Source organism: Niameybacter sp., assembly GCF_036655075.1.
Taxonomy (GTDB): Bacteria; Bacillota; Clostridia; order Lachnospirales; family Cellulosilyticaceae; genus Holtiella.
Genome location: NZ_JAVVQU010000038.1, coordinates 1 through 17,323 on the forward strand (window position 1 = coordinate 1; position 17,323 = coordinate 17,323).

Consider the following 17,323-nt stretch of genomic DNA (forward strand, 5'->3'; position numbering starts at 1 on the left):
GTTAATAATAAAAGTATAGTTTGCATCTTAAGATTAAATGATTGAATTTATTTAAATTATAGTAATTAAAATAGAAAATGTACAGATAATAATAAAAAGAAAACTCCTAATTTAAAGTTACAAAACGAGTAATAAAAAACTAACAAAAAAATACAAAAAGCTATTCTAAAGCTAAAATATCTTGTATAATATCTTTATAACATGAATTATACTTTATTAATTGAAACAGAGAGGATTTGACTCATGGAAAAACAATTACCACAATCAATGCAAAATCTCCTTGAAGAAGTTAGAGCAAAATTAGCAGGTGATGAAAAACTTATTAAAATGTTCGAAAACTGCTATACAAATACTTTAGATACAACTGTTAAAAAGATGGAAGACGGTTCTACGTACGTTATCACAGGAGATATCCCAGCAATGTGGCTTCGTGACTCTGTATGTCAACTTAGACCATACTATGTATTAGCTGAAAAAGATCCAGAAATCGCTGATATGCTTGAAGGTCTTGTAAAAAGACAAATGCAATACATCTTAATCGATGCTTATGCAAATGCTTTCAACGAAGCAGACAACGGAAACTGTTGGGAAAAAGACGAAACAGAGATGAGTGGATGGATTTGGGAAAGAAAATATGAGATTGACTCACTTTGCTTCCCAGTTCAAATGAGCTACTTACTTTGGAAAAACACAGGTAGAACAGGTCAATTCGATGAACAATTCGTAAAAGCAATCTACCGTATTATCGAAGTATTTAGAACAGAACAAGACCATGAAAATAAATCACCTTACAACTTCATCAGAAAAGGTTGTTACTACACAGATACACTTTCAAGAGACGGTAAAGGTGCTTTAGTTAAATCTGATATCGGTCTTACATGGTCAGGATTCAGACCAAGTGATGATGCTTGTATGTACGGATACCTTATCCCATCAAACATGTTCGCAGAAGTTATCATGGGCTATGTAGTAGAAATTGCTACAGAAGTACTTAACAACGCTGAACTTGCAAAAGTTGCTGCTGAACTTAAAGAAGAACTTAGAGCGGCTATCGAAGCTCACGGTACACTTAACAACTACCAATACGGTAAAGTATACGCTTATGAAGTAGATGGTTTCGGCCAATACAACATCATGGACGATGCAAACCTTCCAAGTCTTCTTTCTATCCCATACATCGGATACGTAAATGAAGAAGATGAAACATACAAAAACACAAGAAAAATGATCCTTAGTGAAATGAACCCATACTTCTACAAAGGGACAGAAGCTCAAGGTATCGGTAGCCCACATACACCAGTAAACTACATCTGGCACATCTCACTTGCTATGCAAGGTTTAACATCAAACGATATGGAATACAAAAAAGGTATTCTTGAAATGATGAAAAACACAGATGGTGGAAAAGAATTAATGCACGAAGGATTCAACGTAGATGATCCTGCTCAATACACAAGAGAATGGTTCTCATGGGCAAATGCAATGTTCTGTGAACTTGTACTTGACTACTGTGGATATAAAGTAAAAAGATAATTAAAGCAAAGAGGCTGCCCTGTTGGGCAGCCTTTTTAAGTCTACAAATAACTATCTTTGATATTGAATAACTAACACCTCATAAGGATATAGTGTATAATAAAAGTAAAAGTATACAGGAGGGTTTTTATGACAGCTATTCAAAAGTTATTACATGAACTTGTAGAAGAATTGCCTGATAAAGAAGCCGCTGAAGTAGTCGATTTTATAGAATACTTAAAACTTAAAAAAGAGAAAGAACTCTACAGAGAATTACAGCAAGTCAGCGAAAGTAGTCTGGACTTCTGGGATAATGAGATAGATGATGAGGTATGTACCCTAGAAATCATGGGGTGTGGTCTAATGGTGTATTAGCAAAGGATGAAGGTAAAACGTTACCTCATTATTTAAGGAGGCAAGGGTATCAGACTGCCAATGTGGGTAAGATGCATTTTGAACCTACGGGAGACCCAACAGGTACTATGAGTGCAGAGGCAAAGGTGCATTGGCAAAGGCAAGCAGACCATGAAATAGAGCAGGGGTATTGGGGATTTGATACGATTAAATGTACTATTGGTCACTCGGTTGTAACAGGCAACTATAGACAGTGCCTTGTAGAGTATCGAAATGGATTTGGTGACCAGGACTTTTGTGTATATGCCTTAATCAACAAAAATTATAAGTTTATTCGCTATGAGGATGGGACTTATGAACTCAATGATTTGGAAAAAGACAAAGAAGAAAGACAGAATGTAGCCAGTCAGCCTGAGTATCAAGACGTGGTACAACAAATGACCAATAACTTATTGAGTTATTTGATGCAGACTTCTACTAATAGGTTTCCACAAATCTGTGGGAATTAAAAACTACATAGAAAGAAGGGCCTAGTAAATCCCTTCTAAGATGCTAAAAGAGGGACTACTACACTTTGGTGTGGTAATCCCTCTTTTATATGCTTCATACTAAGCTTTTAATAATTCGTATTGTGTAGTGTATAAGTGGCAATAGCCACCTTCATGTGCGATCAGTTCATCATGTGTACCCATCTCTAAGATTTTACCATCTTGGATGTAGATAATCTTATCAGAGTTCTTGATGGTTGAAAGTCTATGAGCAATAACAAAAGAAGTTCTGCCTTTAAGAAGTTCATCAAGACCTTGTTGAAGTAAAATCTCAGTGCGGCTATCAATACTTGAAGTTGCTTCATCTAAGATGAGAATCTTAGGATTTGCAAGAAGTGCACGTGCGAAGGAGATAAGCTGTCTTTGACCTACTGAAAGTCTGTCTCCACGTTCGTTAACTACCGTTTCGTAACCATTTTCAAAGGTCATAATAAAGTCATGTGCCTTAACGATTTTAGCAGCAGCAACAACTTCTTCATCTGTTGCAGTTAAGTTACCGTAACGAATATTCTCCATAATAGTACCAGAGAAGATAAAGGAGTCTTGCATCATGATTCCCATTTGGCTTCTAAGAGAAGAAAGGGTTACGTTGCTAATGTCATGGTCGTCAATGAGGATACGGCCATCGTTGATGTTGTAGAAGCGGCTAATAAGGTTGATGATTGTTGTTTTGCCTGAACCTGTTGGTCCTACAATGGCAACACGTTCACCTTGTTTGGCTTCAAAGGTTACCCCTTTAAGAATCATTTCATCGTCTTCATAAGCGAATGTAACATCTTCAAATTTCACATTACCTTCAATTTGAGGAAGTGTTGTTGCATCTGGTACATCATGAACAGATGGTTTTTCATCCATAAGCTCAAAGATACGTTCTAAGTTTGCCATAGCATTGATGATGGTGTTGTAGAAGTTTCCAAGGTTAGTGATCGGACCCCAGAAGCGCCATACATAGGCAACAAAGGCTACAAGAAGCCCTACAGAAATATCATCTACAAAAATGAGTACACCACTCGCATAAACAATCGCAACGGTTAAAGTCGCTACGTTATCCATAATAGGCCAAACTAAGAAGTTAAGTTTAACAGCACCAAGCCAAGCACCACTGTATTCGTTACAAACATGTTCATTCACACGCATACTTTCTTCTTCGTGGGCAAAGGCTTGTGTAACACGCATGCCATTGATGCTTTCACTTACATAAGCATTCATATTAGATTGCTTTGTGCTCAGTTGTTGATGCGCTTTTCTTTGAAGTGTTTTAAGTGGGTACATGAAAGCTATAAGGATAGGAATCCCGATTAAGCTCACCCAAGCAAGTCTAGCATCTAAGACAAACATAAAGATCATGGTTAAAATAATACTAAAGATATCTGCCACTAAGTTGACAAAACCATTACTTAATAGGTCACTTAATGCATTAATGTAGTTGACAACCCTAACTAAGATTTTACCGTGAGGGCGTGTATCGTAGTATGTAAAAGGAAGCTTTTGTAAGTTCACAAATAGGTCATGACGCATGTCGATTAAGATGTCTTGACCTACGCGGCCCATAGTCTTAATACGGTTTTGCATAATCAAACTAATACCTACAAGTGATAGAATGAACAGGAGCGTTGCGATAGAAAGCCCTGTGATATTCTTGTTTGGAATATAGTCGTCAAGGACTAGCTTCATAAGGTAAGGTCCAAATAGTCCGAGTAAACTTGAAATAATCATAAGGAACATACAGCCAATGATTGGTTTGTTGTAGGGTTTCATATAATCGTAAAGGCGTCTCACATGATACATGTTAAAGCCTTGTTCGAGTGTTTCATCTTGGTCAAAGGTATTACGTGCCATTTAGTTCGCCTCCTTTTGTGTAAGACTTGCAAGTTCTTTGTCGAAGTCGCCAAATTGAGTTTCAAATACTGTATAGTATTCACCTTTAAGTGCCATCAGTTCATCATGTGTACCTTGTTCAATCACACGTCCACGCTTAAGGACTAAGATTAAGTCAGCAGCTTTAACAGAAGAGATACGATGTGCGATGATAAAGGTTGTTCTTTTACGTGTTGTTTCGTTTAATTTTTGTTGGATACGCATTTCAGTTTCCATGTCAAGGGCTGAAGTGGTATCATCTAGAATTAAAACAGAAGGATCTTTGATTAAAGCACGAGCAAGAGCAATACGTTGTCTTTGCCCACCAGAAAGTCCTACGCCACGTTCCCCAACAACAGTGTCATAACCTTCAGGCATACTACGGATGAAGCTATCTGCCTCTGCCATAGAAGCAAATTGTTGAATCTGGTTAGAAGAAGCCTTTGGTACACCGTAACGGATGTTGGCTTCAATCGTATCTGAGAAGAGGAAGACCTCTTGCATAGCCATAGCAATACTTTCACGAAGTCTACGAATGCTGTAGCTACGGATGTCCTTACCATCAATTAAGACTTTACCACTTACTGGCTCGTAGAAGCGGCAGATAAGGTTGATTAAAGTAGATTTACCAGCACCTGTGTGACCAATAATCCCAATGGTTTGACCAGGAGATGCTTTAAAGGAAACTTTTCTGAGTGCGTCAGTATCTTCAAAGCTGAAAGATACATTTTTAAACTCAATTTCTCCTTTGATACGTTCTGGTTCTACTGCATCTTCTTGGTTTTGAATCTTAGACTCTGTAGCAAGAAGCTCACGAATCTTAGCAGAAGCAGCAATAAAACGTTGGGTATCATTGATAAGGTAACCCGCTGAACGCATAGGGTTGTTAAGTGCCCAAAGAAGTCCGTTGAACGCCATCAAATCCCCAAGTGTCATTTGGTCTTGAATAACTAAGATTCCACCAACAAAGAGCATCACTACGGTTAAGAAGCTTGCTAAAAACTCTAAGATAGGAATATAGTGTTGGGTAACTTCAATGGTATCTAAGTTTGCTTCCTTATAGAAAGCATTTTGTTTGTTGAACTTTTCAATTTCATAATCTTCCTTAGAAAAGGCTTTAACAATACGATTTCCACTAATGTTTTCTTGTACAACAGAGTTAAGTCTAGAATAAGCCTCACGTGCTTTGTGGAATGTAGGTCCAATGTGCTTACTCATTCTATTTGTAAAGAATGCAATAAACGGACAAACAACAAGCATTGCAAGTGTCAGTGTTGGATTAATAAACCACATGCATAAAAGTCCAAATACAAATACACTAATGTTATATAGAATATTATAGATAACCCACGCGATGAAATGTCTGAGAAGGTCTGTATCCCCAGTAATACGTGCCATCAGGTCACCTGTTTTCATCTGTTTGTAAAAGTCTACGTCTAGTGTTAAGAGTTTATCGAATAAGTCCTTTCTAATACGTAGTAAAATGTTTTGAGAAATGTACTCAAAGTTCATTTGATAAGCGTAGGCTACCCCGTTTTTTATAAGTGCCGTTGCGATTGTGATGAGTAGGATAGGAATGAGAATGTTGGTCTCACCATTTCCTAAGACTCTATCTACGATTGTTCCACCTAGAATAGGGTTGATCATACTGATTAAAGCTGCTACAAGTACAAGAATAAGGCAAAAGCCATATTTGAATTTGTAGTCTTTAAGGTATCCCCATATCCACTTAAATGTCTCCATAATGTCCCTCCTAATGGGTGATTTCAAACTAACATCATTCATTATATAAAAACTGGGAGAAATAAAAATGTATTATTTTAACCTATTGATGTATATTCTTATCATGATATACAATAAGGATAAAATAAAGAAACTAAAAATGAGGTTTGCTATGTTAATCCCTATACAGTCTATTGATTCCTTTAATCCCCACGTGTTGTTTATTATAAATGCTTTAACAAATAAAGATAATATATCCCTAACCACTTATCATACCCATGACTTTGTAGAGCTGTCGATTGTGACTTCGGGACAGATTAATTATTTAATAGAAGGAGAACGCTACACACTCAAAAAAGATGATGTCATGGTATTTAATCCAGGTGTACATCATCAAAGCTTAGTGGAGTCTAACACCGTTTGTACAGAGTTGCATATTGGCATTGGAAACTTACACATTGATTGTACAGCCCCTAACTACATGAAATCTTTGAACGGGCCACCTATTGTGTCTATTCAAAAATATAAGAATGAATTTGTAGAGTGTTGCAAAGAGATTGAAAAAGAGCAGCGTTTAAGACCTCTAGGACATAGCTTTGTCTTAAAGGCATTAGTGATGAAGCTCATTCTCATCATCTATAGAGAGATGGATGAGTGTAGTACACCAACCTCCCTACAAGTTTCCCAATTTGCGAATCGTGATAAAAACGTCATTGTTCAAAGTTTAATCGATTATATGCGTTCGTACTATATGGAAGACATTTCACTGGATAATATTTCGAAGAATATGTATTTAAGCCCAGTCTATATCTCTAAAATCTTCAAAGAAGAAACAGGAACCTCTCCGATTAACTATCTCATTCAAATTCGATTAGAAAAGGCAAAAGAAATATTAGAAAAAAATGATATGCCTATTAATCTAGTGGCTAAGTCTGTGGGTTATGAGGATGCCTATTACTTCAGTAAGCTATTTAAGAAGTACTATGGGAGTGCACCTTCTGCCTATAGCAAGCAAATAAAAAAGGAACAAAAAGATAATTTGAAGTAAAAAATATAATATTTTATAAAAAATACAAATAATATTGAAATGGAAGTCATATCCATATATAATAATAGTAACGGTACCAGAACTGATTCCGGTATCTATTCCAGGAGGTGAAAGGTTGCCGAAGAAGAAACTCATTTTTCTAGGAAGTACTATAATTATAGTTGCTATTATAAGTATATGGATTGGAAGTGCAATAAATCCACCAACACCAGTTGCTTATAAGAACTATGAGGGCCGCGTATTTTATGAAATATTTGTAAGAGCATTCAAAGATTCAAATGGTGATGGCATAGGAGATCTAGATGGCGTAACAGCTCAGTTAGATTATTTAGAAGACTTAGGTGTAAGAGGCCTATGGCTTATGCCCATTACAAAGGCAACAAGTTACCATGGATATGATACGGAAGATTACTACACAATAGATGAAGACTATGGCACATTAGAAGACCTAGAAGTGTTGGTCAAAGAAGCCCATAAGCGAGACATTAAGGTTGTTATGGATTTGGTGATCAACCATACATCAACGGAGCATCCTTATTTTAAGGAAGCAAGACAAGATGCAAAAAGTCCCTATAGAGCGTACTACATATGGAATGATGATCTATCAAAGGAGTTTGAGCGTTCGCCTATGTCAACACTTGCATGGGCAGTTAATGAAGGGCAAGAAGAACTTTATTATGCCATGTTTGACAAGAGTATGCCTGACCTGAACTATGACAATCCCCAAGTAGAAGAAGAAATGCAAAAGGTAGCCAAACATTATTTAGATTTAGGTATAGATGGGTTTAGGTTGGATGCAGCCAAATGGATTTATAATGAAAAGGAAAAAAATATCGATTTTTGGAACCGATTTCAAAGTTTTGTCCATGAGCAAAATCCAGAAGCTATTCTCATAGGAGAGGTGTGGGATGCACCCTACAATATTTGTGAATACGCACAAGTGTTAGATTCCTTCTTTGACTTTAATGTAGGCGACAGCATTTTAAATGCTATGAATAATAAGACCCTTTCTAATGTGGTGTATAACTACAAAACAATAGAGGAGATGTATAAGGAAGAAGATGCAAGTTTTGTTCTTGCCCCATTTCTCACGAACCATGACCAAACAAGGGTCATGAATATCTTAAGAGAAGATGTAGCGAAGATGAAAGTGGCAGCGACAATCTACTTGAGCCTTCCAGGTACACCTTTTATCTATTACGGCGAAGAAATAGGTATGACAGGTACCAAACCAGATGAACATATACGCGAGCCTTTCATCTGGAGTGGGAAGGACCTGACTCAAAATACGACGTGGATTGACTCAACAAACAAAGTGGAGCAAGTCGCGCTAGATACACAAATAGAAGATAGCCAGTCTCTTTATCATCACTATAAGCAAGTAATAGGTCTGCGTAATACCCACAAGGCACTTAGCATAGGTACTGTTGAAGAGGTGAAAACACCGAGTCAAAAAGTATTTGCTATGGAAAGGTCTTATGAGGAAGAACAAATCTATGTTCTTGCAAGTGTCAGTGATGTAGAAGAAACAATCCTTTTAGAAGAAGGCACCTATAAGGTGCTCTTAGATAGCCAAGGGCCAACACATTTGACAACAGGGGAAAACAGCTCGAACTATACACACCAAGTGACTTTGAAGCCAGGACAGATTATGATCTTATCCAAAAATTAAAGTGTTATAAGAGCAAAAAGCTTTTATATAAAAAAGAATCTTTAGGGGGTTATTGTATGAGTAAAAGAATAAAGTTTGCAGCGGCTATGACAGCTATGGTTTTAACAACAGGAACAATGTTTGGCTGTAGTAGTGCACCTGTAAATACAGGAGATACAGCAAAAGAACCAGAAAAGGTAGAACAACCTGCACCAGCTGAGGAAAAGACAGAGCCAGCTGAAAAACAAACACTTACAGTGTGGTCTCACTTAACTTCACCAGAGGTTACCGCTATTAGTGAGTTAGCTACCCAATGGGGTACAGAAAATAATGTAGAAGTTCAAGTATTAGAAGACCAATCTGATATGCAAGGCTTCTTGCAAGCTGCCAACAGTAAAAATGGTCCAGACATTATGTTTGGCCTTGCACATGATAACTTAGGGACCTTCCAAAAAGCAGGTCTCTTAGCAGAAGTGCCAGAAGGCAAATTCGATTTAAGTACTTATGCTTCACAAGCCATTATTGATGCAGTCACCATCAATGGTACACAATATGCAGTACCACTTGCTCAAGAAACAATTGGCCTTTTCTACAACAAAGACCTTTGTAGTGAAGCACCAGCAACATGGGATGACCTTGTAACAATCGCCAAGGAAAAGGGCTTTATGTACAACGTGAATGACTTCTACCTAACCTATGGTATTGTAGCGGCAAACGGTGGATATGTCTTCAAAAACAACAACGGCACACTTGACCCAACAGACATTGGTCTTGGCAATGAAGGTGCCATCAAGTCTTATCAATTTTTACAAGACCTTGTTATGAAATACAACTTTATGCCAGCAGATATCAACGATGACATTGCAAAAGGTGAGTTCCTTTCAGGCAATACAGCCTTCTATATTTCTGGACCTTGGAATGTAGGTGCTGCAAAAGATGCAGGCATGAACTTTGGTATTGCACCACTTCCAAAGATGGGGGACAATGTAACACCTTCTTTCTTAGGGGTTCAAACAGCTTTTGTGAGTGCAAAATCAGACAAACAAGACCTTGCCTTTGACCTTGTCAAATATTTAAGCGAAAACTCAGGGGAAATACTCTATGATGTAGGGAATAGAATTCCTGTTTTAACAAGTGTATTAAACAGTGATAAAGTAGGCGCAGATGTCTATACACAAGGCTTTGCAGCTCAAGCGGCTCATGCAAATCCTATGCCTAACATCCCAGAAGTTGCAGCAATGTGGGCACCAGCTGCCGACAACATCAAGCTTTTAACAGCTGGTCAAATTGATGCTACAACATGTGGAACAACGATTGCTGACCAAATTGCAGTCGGGATTGCACAACAAAAATAAGAGGTAAGTAGGTAAATTAGCTCAAATAAGAAGAAGGGATAAGAGGAGAGAGACTCTTATCCCTTCATTAAAAAAGAGGGGGGGATTCTATGCGTAAGGAAGGGCCAAAGCTAACGCTTAGAAAAAGTGTAACAGGATATAAATATTTAGCACCTGCTTTAATATCTATTTGTATTTTGACTTTTTTACCAATACTTTATACCATTTACATCGCATTTACGGATTATACCATTTACTCACAAGGGGAATATAACTTTGTAGGATTTCAAAACTTTATAGATGCCATCAATGGTCCATTTAAAGATGTATTCTTTCCTGTATTTGGATGGACAGTCGTCTTTGCCGTTGTCTCTACAGCAGGGTGTTTCTTAGTGGGGCTTGTCTTAGCACTTGTACTAAGTAACAGAAATATAAAGGAAGCCGGATTTTATAAAGGTATTTTAATCTTACCTTGGGCACTTCCTGTTACAGTTGCCATCTTATCTTGGCAAGGGTTATTTAACTCCAGTTATGGTGCCATCAACTCAATGTTGATGACCCTTCATATCATCCAAGAACCTATCCAGTGGTTGATTAGCCCAATGTGGGCACGAATAGGTATTTTGATTGCAAACATTTGGCTAGGTTTTCCTTATATGATGAATGTGTGTATGGGTGCGATTAGTGCCATTCCAGATGACTATTATGAAGCAGCACAAGTGGATGGGGCGGGTAAGCTGATGCAGTTTATTAAGATTACACTACCTTCTATTGCACAGACGGCGTATCCACTCTTGATTTCTTCCTTTGCCTTCAACTTCAACAACTTTGGTTCAGCCTACTTGATTACCAAAGGGGGACCTGCAAGACTTGGAAGTCAGTTTGCAGGGCATACGGACATTTTAGCTTCTACTGTATATAAGCTTTCCACTACCTTCGGGCGTTATGACATGGCGGCTACCTTGAGTATTATTACATTCCTTGTCATAGGAACGATTTCCTTTATTCAGATGAGAGCATCTGGTCAATTTAAGGAGGTGGACTAAGATGGAAGAAAAATTAAAGTTAGGAGGCCAAACTAAGGCCAAAAAAGAGGTGAAGTTTCATAAGCATGAAATTTCTAAGCAAGAAGTCATAGGCAGTTGGGTAGGCCGCGTCTTTATCTGGATTGTCATTGCTATTACACTCTTTCCTATTATTGCTGTTGTGTCTGCATCCATGGCAGGTGGAGATGTGTTTGTACAAAAAACGATTTTTCCAAAGGTATGGACCTTGTCCAACTATAAGTCGGTCATCCAAGACACCAATTTCTTAGAGTGGGTGAAAAACTCGCTGATTGTATGTACGACTGTAGCAGTGATTCAACTTTGCTTAGCAGTACCCGCAGCCTATGCCTTTTCAAAATTAAAATTCTTAGGACGTAAAAATGGGTTAATGACCTTGATGCTCCTTCAAATCTTCCCAACAACCATGGCACTTCCTGCAATCCTTGGAATCGTGTACCGCTTTGGTGGGATGGATAAATTATGGGTACTTATTTTAATCATTAGTGGTGGGAATGCCTACAATATCTGGCTCTTAAAAGGTTATATGGATGGTATTCCAAAGGAATTAAGTGAGGCTGCATTAGTAGATGGGGCATCCACTTGGCAAGTATTTACAAAAATCATTTTGCCACTGACAAGAAATATGCTTATTGTTATTTTCCTATTCTCCTTTATTGGACCTTATAGTGAATTTATCTACTCCGCAGCACTGATTAAGGATCCGACCACATTAACCTTACCGCTTGGTATGGAACAATTCATTAAAGACAAGTTTGCTACAAACTGGTCTCAATATTCCGCAGCAGCTATTATGTCTTCACTCCCTATTGTTGTGCTATTTATGGCATCACAAAAATACATTTCGAAGGGTATAACAGCAGGCTCAGTTAAAGGGTGATACATATGAATATTAAAGATATTGCAAAGCTATCAGGTGTGGGGGTAAGTACTGTATCAAGAGTACTCAACAACCATCCTGATGTGAAAAAAGAAACAAGAGATAAAGTGTTAGAAGTGATGAAAGAACACAACTATGTGCCCAATAATAGTGCAAGAATTTTAAAGAGCAATAATATGAAGCATATAGGTGTACTGGTCAAAGGTATTTTTAACCCCTTCTTCTCTGAAATGTTGAAGATTATAGAAGCTCGGATTAATCAAATTGGTTATACCATGATTCTACATCACTATGATGCTAACAACTTAGGAGATAGTGAAGGGGAAGTGTTAGTCTCCTTTATTAAAGGGAAGAGACTACAAGGTGTCATCTGTCTAGGTGGAAACTTTTCTAAAATAGAAGGAGAATTCTTTGAAGATATTGATGTACCAGTTGTCTTAACCTCAGTAGATAGTCATATGAAAATTAGTAACCAACTCTTTTCAAGGGTGTGTATTGATAATAAAAAAGCAGCCTATGAAGCCACAGACTACCTTATTCAAAAAGGGCATAAGCACATAGCTATTATGCTAGGGGATGAATTTGATGCAGGTGTCAGTAATAGACGTATAAAGGGCTATATGGAAGCCTTAGCAGCAGCAGGTATACCCGTTAATAAAGGATATGTTGTAATGGGCGGGTATGACTACGCACCAGCCTATGAGAGTGCAAAGGTACTCCTTGCGAACCAACCCGAGATTACAGCGCTCTTTGCCATTTCAGATATTATGGCAATAGGGGCAGGCAAAGCGATCAGTGACTGTGGTCTTAAAATAGGGGAAGATATTTCCTTAATAGGTTTTGATGGACTTAATATTGGGGAATATTACACACCTTCGCTTACAACAATCAAGCAGCCAGGTACACGAATGGCAGAAAAAAGTATTGATCTCTTGATGGAGTTGATTGAAAAGAATGGGTCTAATCAAAATATTATTTTAGAAACCAAATTAATAGAGAGAATGTCTGTATCTCAAATAGAGGGGTGAGAGTTATGGATAGAGGAAGTGGCATCTTAATGCACATTTCATCTTTGCCAGAGGCGTATGGAATAGGAACACTGGGAAAGTCAGCATATCAATTTGCTGACTTTTTGAAACAAAGCGGACAGAAGTATTGGCAAATACTGCCACTAGGACATACGGGGTATGGAGATTCACCTTACCAATCTTTTTCTGCCTATGCAGGTAATCCTTATTTTATTGATTTAGATACCTTAAAAGAAGAGGGACTTTTAGACAAAGCAGACTTAGAGGGCCTAGACCGAGAGGAAAATGGTGAAACTGTGGATTATGGCAGGCTTTTTGTCACCCGTTATCAGGTGTTAAGAAAAGCGTATGCTAGGGCAAGTGTTACATTAGAAGACGAGATTCAAGCTTTTAGTAAGAAGAATAAACCTTGGTTAGACGAATATACTCTTTATATGGCTGTGAAAGAGGCCATGGGAAACAAAAGTTGGTTAGAATGGGATGAGGCCATTCGTTTAAGGCAACCCCAAGCCGTGGCACATTATAAAGAACAATTGAAAGATGAAATAGGACTTTGGCAATTTATTCAGTATAAATTTTATCAACAATGGAATAAGTTAAAGAAGTATGTGAATACTCTAGGTATACAAATTATAGGAGACCTCCCTATATATGTAGCAGTAGATAGTAGTGATGTATGGGCACATCCTGAGGTATTTCAGTTAGATGAAAACAGAGTGCCACACGTTGTAGCAGGTTGCCCGCCTGATGCCTTTACAGAACTAGGTCAACTTTGGGGTAATCCAATCTATGATTGGGAGTACTTAGATAAGACTGGCTATAGTTGGTGGATTGATCGCATGAGAGAAACTAGCAAACTGTATGATGTGGTACGTATTGACCACTTTAGAGGATTCGAATCCTACTGGGCAGTGCCCTATGGAGATGAAAATGCTAAAGGCGGGGAGTGGGTAAAAGGACCTGGAATGAAACTTTTTAGAGCGATAGAGCAGGCTTTAGGCAAGTTAAATATCATTGCAGAAGACCTAGGGTTTATGACGGATGAAGTCATAAGTTTTAGGAAGGAAACGGGCTATCCAGGGATGAAAGTTTTGCAATTTGGCTTTGACACGCAAGGAACAAGTGACTATATCCCACATAACTGTGAAAAAGAGGCCATTATGTATACAGGGACCCATGATAACAGTACCATTATAGGGTGGCTAGAAGAAGCAGGCGACCAAGCACAAACAGCCTATGCCAAAAAGTATTTGAGGTTAGATACAGATGAAACATATCATTTTGGATTTATAAGAGGTGCATGGGCAAGTAATTGCATATTATCACTGACACAAATGCAAGATGTACTAGGACTAGATGACGAGGCAAGAATGAACACACCAGGGACGTTAGGAGGGAATTGGATATGGCGTATGAAAAAAGATGCGCTTACTAATGAGCTCTCTAGGCATATATATGATATGACGAAGCTTTACGGAAGGAGCTTAATATGATTAATAAACAACCTATTAAAGAATACATGGAAATGTACTGCAAAATGACATATGGTAAAACTGTCAAACATGCAACTACAGATGAGGTTTGGAGTGCGTTAAGTACAGCAATCATGAGCCAAATTGTAGATAGATGGTATGTTACGACTAAGGCCTATAAGTCACATAAAATGGCATTCTATATTTCGGCAGAATACTTAATGGGGAGGGCTCTTGGGAATAACTTGATTAACCTACAAGCCTATGATGAAGTAAAAAATTTACTAAAAGATTTGAATATTGATCTTAATGAAGTAGAGGATATAGAAGAAGATGCTGCCCTTGGAAATGGAGGACTTGGTAGACTTGCAGCTTGCTTTATGGACTCAAGTGCTACCATGCATCTACCGGTTCAAGGCTATGGACTAAGATACCGCAATGGACTCTTTAAACAGTGCTTCAAAAATGGTGAACAAGTAGAAGAGGCTGATGAATGGCTTAGGTATGGGGATCCTTGGAGCATTCGTAAGGCAGATGATACCGTCTATGTTAACTTTGCAGATATGCAGGTCAAGGCAGTACCTTATGATGTACCTATTGTAGGCTTTAAGGGGGATACTATCAACACCCTAAGACTTTGGCAAGCAGAACCTTTGTGTGAGTTTGACTTCAACCTTTACAACAACCAACAGTATGATAAGGCATTAGAGCAAAAAAATCGTACAGAAGACATTACAAGGGTACTCTACCCTAACGATTCCACCGAGCAAGGAAAGCTACTTAGACTAAGACAACAATACTTCTTAGTCAGTGCTTCTATACAAGACATAGTGAGAGACTTTAAGTGCCACCATGGCAACGTTTTCACAGAATTTGCTAAGTGGCATGCAATGCAGCTTAACGATACCCATCCAGTACTGGCTATCCCTGAGTTCATACGTATTTTGGTAGATGAAGAAGGTGAAAGCTTTGAGAAAGCACTAGATCTTGCAAGAGAAGTTTTTGCTTACACCAACCATACCATCTTACAAGAAGCTTTAGAAAAGTGGAATGCCCACTTGATACAAAAGCTTTTCCCAAGAATCTACCAAATTATTGAGCAGATCGATAAAGTATTAGTAGATGAGCTGGTGGCAAAAGGATGGGGACAGGACAAAATCTATGCCTACCACATCATTAAAGATGGCAAGGTGCATATGGCAAACTTAGCGATATACGTTGGGTTCTCTATCAATGGCGTGGCTAAGTTGCATACAGATATATTAAAACAAACTGAACTACATCATTGGTATGAGCTCTATCCTTATAAGTTCCAAAATAAAACCAATGGGATTACGCCTAGAAGATGGTTAGTCCTAGCCAATCAAGAGTTAGCAAGCTTGATTACTGAGAAACTAGGGAACAATGAGTGGATGACGGACCTTACCTTGTTGAAGCAACTCACCAAGTATACAGAGGATACGGCATTTCTAGAAAGTCTCCAGAAGATTAAGTATGAGAAGAAGTGCCAGTTAGCAAACTATATCAAAGCAAGAGAAGGGATCGATATAGACCCTAATTCTTTGTTTGATATACAAGTCAAGCGACTCCATGAGTACAAACGCCAACTGCTCAATGCACTCTATATTTTGGACTTATACTTTAGATTAAAAGAAAATCCAAACTTAGAAATTCCAAAGGTAACGTTCATCTTTGGTGCCAAAGCCTTCCCAGGTTACTACCGTGCAAAGAATATTATCAAGCTCATTTTAGCTATTTCTGAACTTATAGATAAGAGCCCAGAAGTGAGCCAAAAGATTAAGGTTGTCTTTGTGACTAACTACAACGTGTCTTATGCTCAAGCTATTACGCCAGCGGCAGACTTATCCAAGCAAGTATCTACAGCAGGGAAGGAAGCCTCAGGAACAGGAAACATGAAGTTTATGCTCAATGGGGCACCAACATTCGGAACCTATGATGGGGCAAACGTAGAGATTGTGGCAGAAAGTGGAGAAGAGAACAACTTTATCTTTGGCCTAAGAGTAGAAGATATAGAAAAGCTTAGAGACACTTATAACCCAAGAGCGTACTACGAGGCTAACCCAGATATCAAACGGGTTTTAGAAGCCTTAATAGATGGCACATTGTCATCAACAAATAGAGAAAGCTTTAGAGATATCTATGAGGCACTTCTAAACGGTAAGAATTGGGAGCGCCCAGACCAATACTATGTACTTGCAGACTTTAAAGCCTTCAAAGACATGCAAGAGAAAGTTTTTGAATGCTACCAAAATCCGCTCAAATGGGCAAAAATGAGTCTTATGAACATTGCTAATAGTGGGGTCTTCTCGAGTGATCGTACGATTATGCAATATGCAAGTGAAATTTGGGGAATCAACCCAATTAACTAAGCCCCTATTCATCTCATACACATACAAAACAGGCAAGGAAAGCACCATAAGTGCTTCCCTTGCCTGTTTTATATTTTGTGATACACATGGCTCATGAGTTCAATTTCTTTCCTTTGATTACATTCTACGTCATTCATCCACTCAAAAATGGCAGCTATGCCAAAGCCTAGGAAGAAATTAAGGATGCCAAAGCCTGCAAGTCCGAGACAAATCCCAATGCCAAGGAATCCCTGAACGTATAAAAGAGCACAAGCGCCACAACCTATCCAAGTCAGGCCAAATAGGATGCCAAGGATACGACTCCAAACTTTTAAACAAGATAGAGACTTATATTTAGGTGTGATGCGTGCAGGTGTGCCCGGTCTAGGTGGTGAGGTCGTAAGACAAGGCACAGGTGTCGTTGGGAAGGGTACAACAGTAGCGGCAGCTTCGTCAGTGGTTGTAGCTTCTGGAGTAGGAGCTT

Annotated in this window: 14 protein-coding genes; 11 read left to right on the forward strand and 3 right to left on the reverse strand. The window is 38.4% G+C overall.

Annotated features, from left to right (window positions below; genetic code table 11):
* Positions 1-243: 243 nt before the first annotated feature.
* The 3 genes from RRY75_RS10665 to RRY75_RS10675 all read left to right on the forward strand — a co-directional run bounded on the left by RRY75_RS10665 (position 244) and on the right by RRY75_RS10675 (position 2,375).
* The gene (locus tag RRY75_RS10665; RefSeq protein ID WP_332492387.1) at positions 244-1,533 is read left to right on the forward strand and encodes a glycoside hydrolase family 125 protein; all 1,290 of its coding nucleotides are present in this window, start codon (positions 244-246) and stop codon (positions 1,531-1,533) included.
* A gap of 129 nt (positions 1,534-1,662) precedes the next feature.
* Complete coding sequence (locus RRY75_RS10670) at positions 1,663-1,887, forward strand: DUF2281 domain-containing protein (RefSeq protein ID WP_332492389.1); 225 nt, start codon at positions 1,663-1,665, stop codon at positions 1,885-1,887.
* Positions 1,845-2,375 carry a sulfatase/phosphatase domain-containing protein gene (locus tag RRY75_RS10675; protein WP_332492391.1) on the forward strand — a complete coding sequence of 177 codons (531 nt, stop codon included), beginning with the start codon at positions 1,845-1,847 and terminating at the stop codon, positions 2,373-2,375. The genes RRY75_RS10670 and RRY75_RS10675 overlap by 43 nt, the downstream gene beginning before the upstream one ends.
* Positions 2,376-2,474: 99 nt before the next feature.
* Here RRY75_RS10675 and RRY75_RS10680 read toward each other — a convergent pair whose 3' ends face one another.
* Both RRY75_RS10680 and RRY75_RS10685 read right to left on the reverse strand, forming a co-directional pair.
* Positions 2,475-4,253, reverse strand: a complete 1,779-nt coding sequence (locus RRY75_RS10680; RefSeq protein WP_332492393.1) for an ABC transporter ATP-binding protein — start codon at positions 4,251-4,253, stop codon at positions 2,475-2,477.
* The gene (locus RRY75_RS10685; protein ID WP_332492395.1) at positions 4,254-6,014 is read right to left on the reverse strand and encodes an ABC transporter ATP-binding protein; all 1,761 of its coding nucleotides are present in this window, start codon (positions 6,012-6,014) and stop codon (positions 4,254-4,256) included.
* 151 nt (positions 6,015-6,165) lie between these two features.
* Here RRY75_RS10685 and RRY75_RS10690 point away from each other — a divergent pair, with 151 nt between their 5' ends.
* The 8 genes from RRY75_RS10690 to RRY75_RS10725 all read left to right on the forward strand — a co-directional run bounded on the left by RRY75_RS10690 (position 6,166) and on the right by RRY75_RS10725 (position 16,860).
* Positions 6,166-7,041 carry an AraC family transcriptional regulator gene (locus RRY75_RS10690; RefSeq protein WP_332527696.1) on the forward strand — a complete coding sequence of 292 codons (876 nt, stop codon included), beginning with the start codon at positions 6,166-6,168 and terminating at the stop codon, positions 7,039-7,041.
* A gap of 115 nt (positions 7,042-7,156) precedes the next feature.
* Positions 7,157-8,713: an alpha-amylase family glycosyl hydrolase gene (locus RRY75_RS10695; RefSeq protein WP_332716700.1), complete on the forward strand. Its 1,557-nt coding sequence runs from the start codon at positions 7,157-7,159 to the stop codon at positions 8,711-8,713.
* A gap of 56 nt (positions 8,714-8,769) precedes the next feature.
* On the forward strand, positions 8,770-10,047 hold the full coding sequence (locus tag RRY75_RS10700; protein WP_332528242.1) for a sugar ABC transporter substrate-binding protein: 1,278 nt from the start codon (positions 8,770-8,772) through the stop codon (positions 10,045-10,047).
* Between the two features lie 89 nt (positions 10,048-10,136).
* On the forward strand, positions 10,137-11,072 hold the full coding sequence (locus RRY75_RS10705) for a carbohydrate ABC transporter permease (protein ID WP_332492402.1): 936 nt from the start codon (positions 10,137-10,139) through the stop codon (positions 11,070-11,072).
* Position 11,073: 1 nt separating this feature from the next.
* Positions 11,074-11,970, forward strand: coding sequence for a sugar ABC transporter permease (locus tag RRY75_RS10710; RefSeq protein ID WP_332492404.1), 897 nt, complete (start codon positions 11,074-11,076; stop codon positions 11,968-11,970).
* Between the two features lie 5 nt (positions 11,971-11,975).
* The gene (locus RRY75_RS10715; protein ID WP_332527699.1) at positions 11,976-12,998 is read left to right on the forward strand and encodes a LacI family DNA-binding transcriptional regulator; all 1,023 of its coding nucleotides are present in this window, start codon (positions 11,976-11,978) and stop codon (positions 12,996-12,998) included.
* Positions 12,999-13,003: 5 nt separating this feature from the next.
* Positions 13,004-14,491: a 4-alpha-glucanotransferase gene (gene malQ / locus RRY75_RS10720; RefSeq protein ID WP_332527700.1), complete on the forward strand. Its 1,488-nt coding sequence runs from the start codon at positions 13,004-13,006 to the stop codon at positions 14,489-14,491.
* Positions 14,488-16,860, forward strand: coding sequence for a glycogen/starch/alpha-glucan phosphorylase (locus RRY75_RS10725; RefSeq protein WP_332527701.1), 2,373 nt, complete (start codon positions 14,488-14,490; stop codon positions 16,858-16,860). The genes malQ and RRY75_RS10725 overlap by 4 nt, the downstream gene beginning before the upstream one ends.
* Before the next feature lie 68 nt (positions 16,861-16,928).
* Here RRY75_RS10725 and RRY75_RS10730 read toward each other — a convergent pair.
* Positions 16,929-17,323, reverse strand: a 395-nt coding sequence (locus RRY75_RS10730; RefSeq protein ID WP_332716707.1) for a hypothetical protein, incomplete at its 5' end; no start/stop codon positions are given.

Excerpts from the sequence above, each read along its gene's own strand:
- RRY75_RS10680 (WP_332492393.1), bottom strand. The coding sequence starts at position 4,253 with ATGGCACGTAATACCTTTGACCAAGATGAAACACTCGAACAAGGCTTT.
- malQ (WP_332527700.1), top strand. The coding sequence starts at position 13,004 with ATGGATAGAGGAAGTGGCATCTTAATGCACATTTCATCTTTGCCAGAG.
- RRY75_RS10725 (WP_332527701.1), top strand. The coding sequence starts at position 14,488 with ATGATTAATAAACAACCTATTAAAGAATACATGGAAATGTACTGCAAA.
- RRY75_RS10665 (WP_332492387.1), top strand. The coding sequence starts at position 244 with ATGGAAAAACAATTACCACAATCAATGCAAAATCTCCTTGAAGAAGTT.
- RRY75_RS10700 (WP_332528242.1), top strand. The coding sequence starts at position 8,770 with ATGAGTAAAAGAATAAAGTTTGCAGCGGCTATGACAGCTATGGTTTTA.
- RRY75_RS10685 (WP_332492395.1), bottom strand. The coding sequence starts at position 6,014 with ATGGAGACATTTAAGTGGATATGGGGATACCTTAAAGACTACAAATTC.
- RRY75_RS10710 (WP_332492404.1), top strand. The coding sequence starts at position 11,074 with ATGGAAGAAAAATTAAAGTTAGGAGGCCAAACTAAGGCCAAAAAAGAG.
- RRY75_RS10715 (WP_332527699.1), top strand. The coding sequence starts at position 11,976 with ATGAATATTAAAGATATTGCAAAGCTATCAGGTGTGGGGGTAAGTACT.
- RRY75_RS10670 (WP_332492389.1), top strand. The coding sequence starts at position 1,663 with ATGACAGCTATTCAAAAGTTATTACATGAACTTGTAGAAGAATTGCCT.
- RRY75_RS10690 (WP_332527696.1), top strand. The coding sequence starts at position 6,166 with ATGTTAATCCCTATACAGTCTATTGATTCCTTTAATCCCCACGTGTTG.
- RRY75_RS10705 (WP_332492402.1), top strand. The coding sequence starts at position 10,137 with ATGCGTAAGGAAGGGCCAAAGCTAACGCTTAGAAAAAGTGTAACAGGA.
- RRY75_RS10675 (WP_332492391.1), top strand. The coding sequence starts at position 1,845 with ATGTACCCTAGAAATCATGGGGTGTGGTCTAATGGTGTATTAGCAAAG.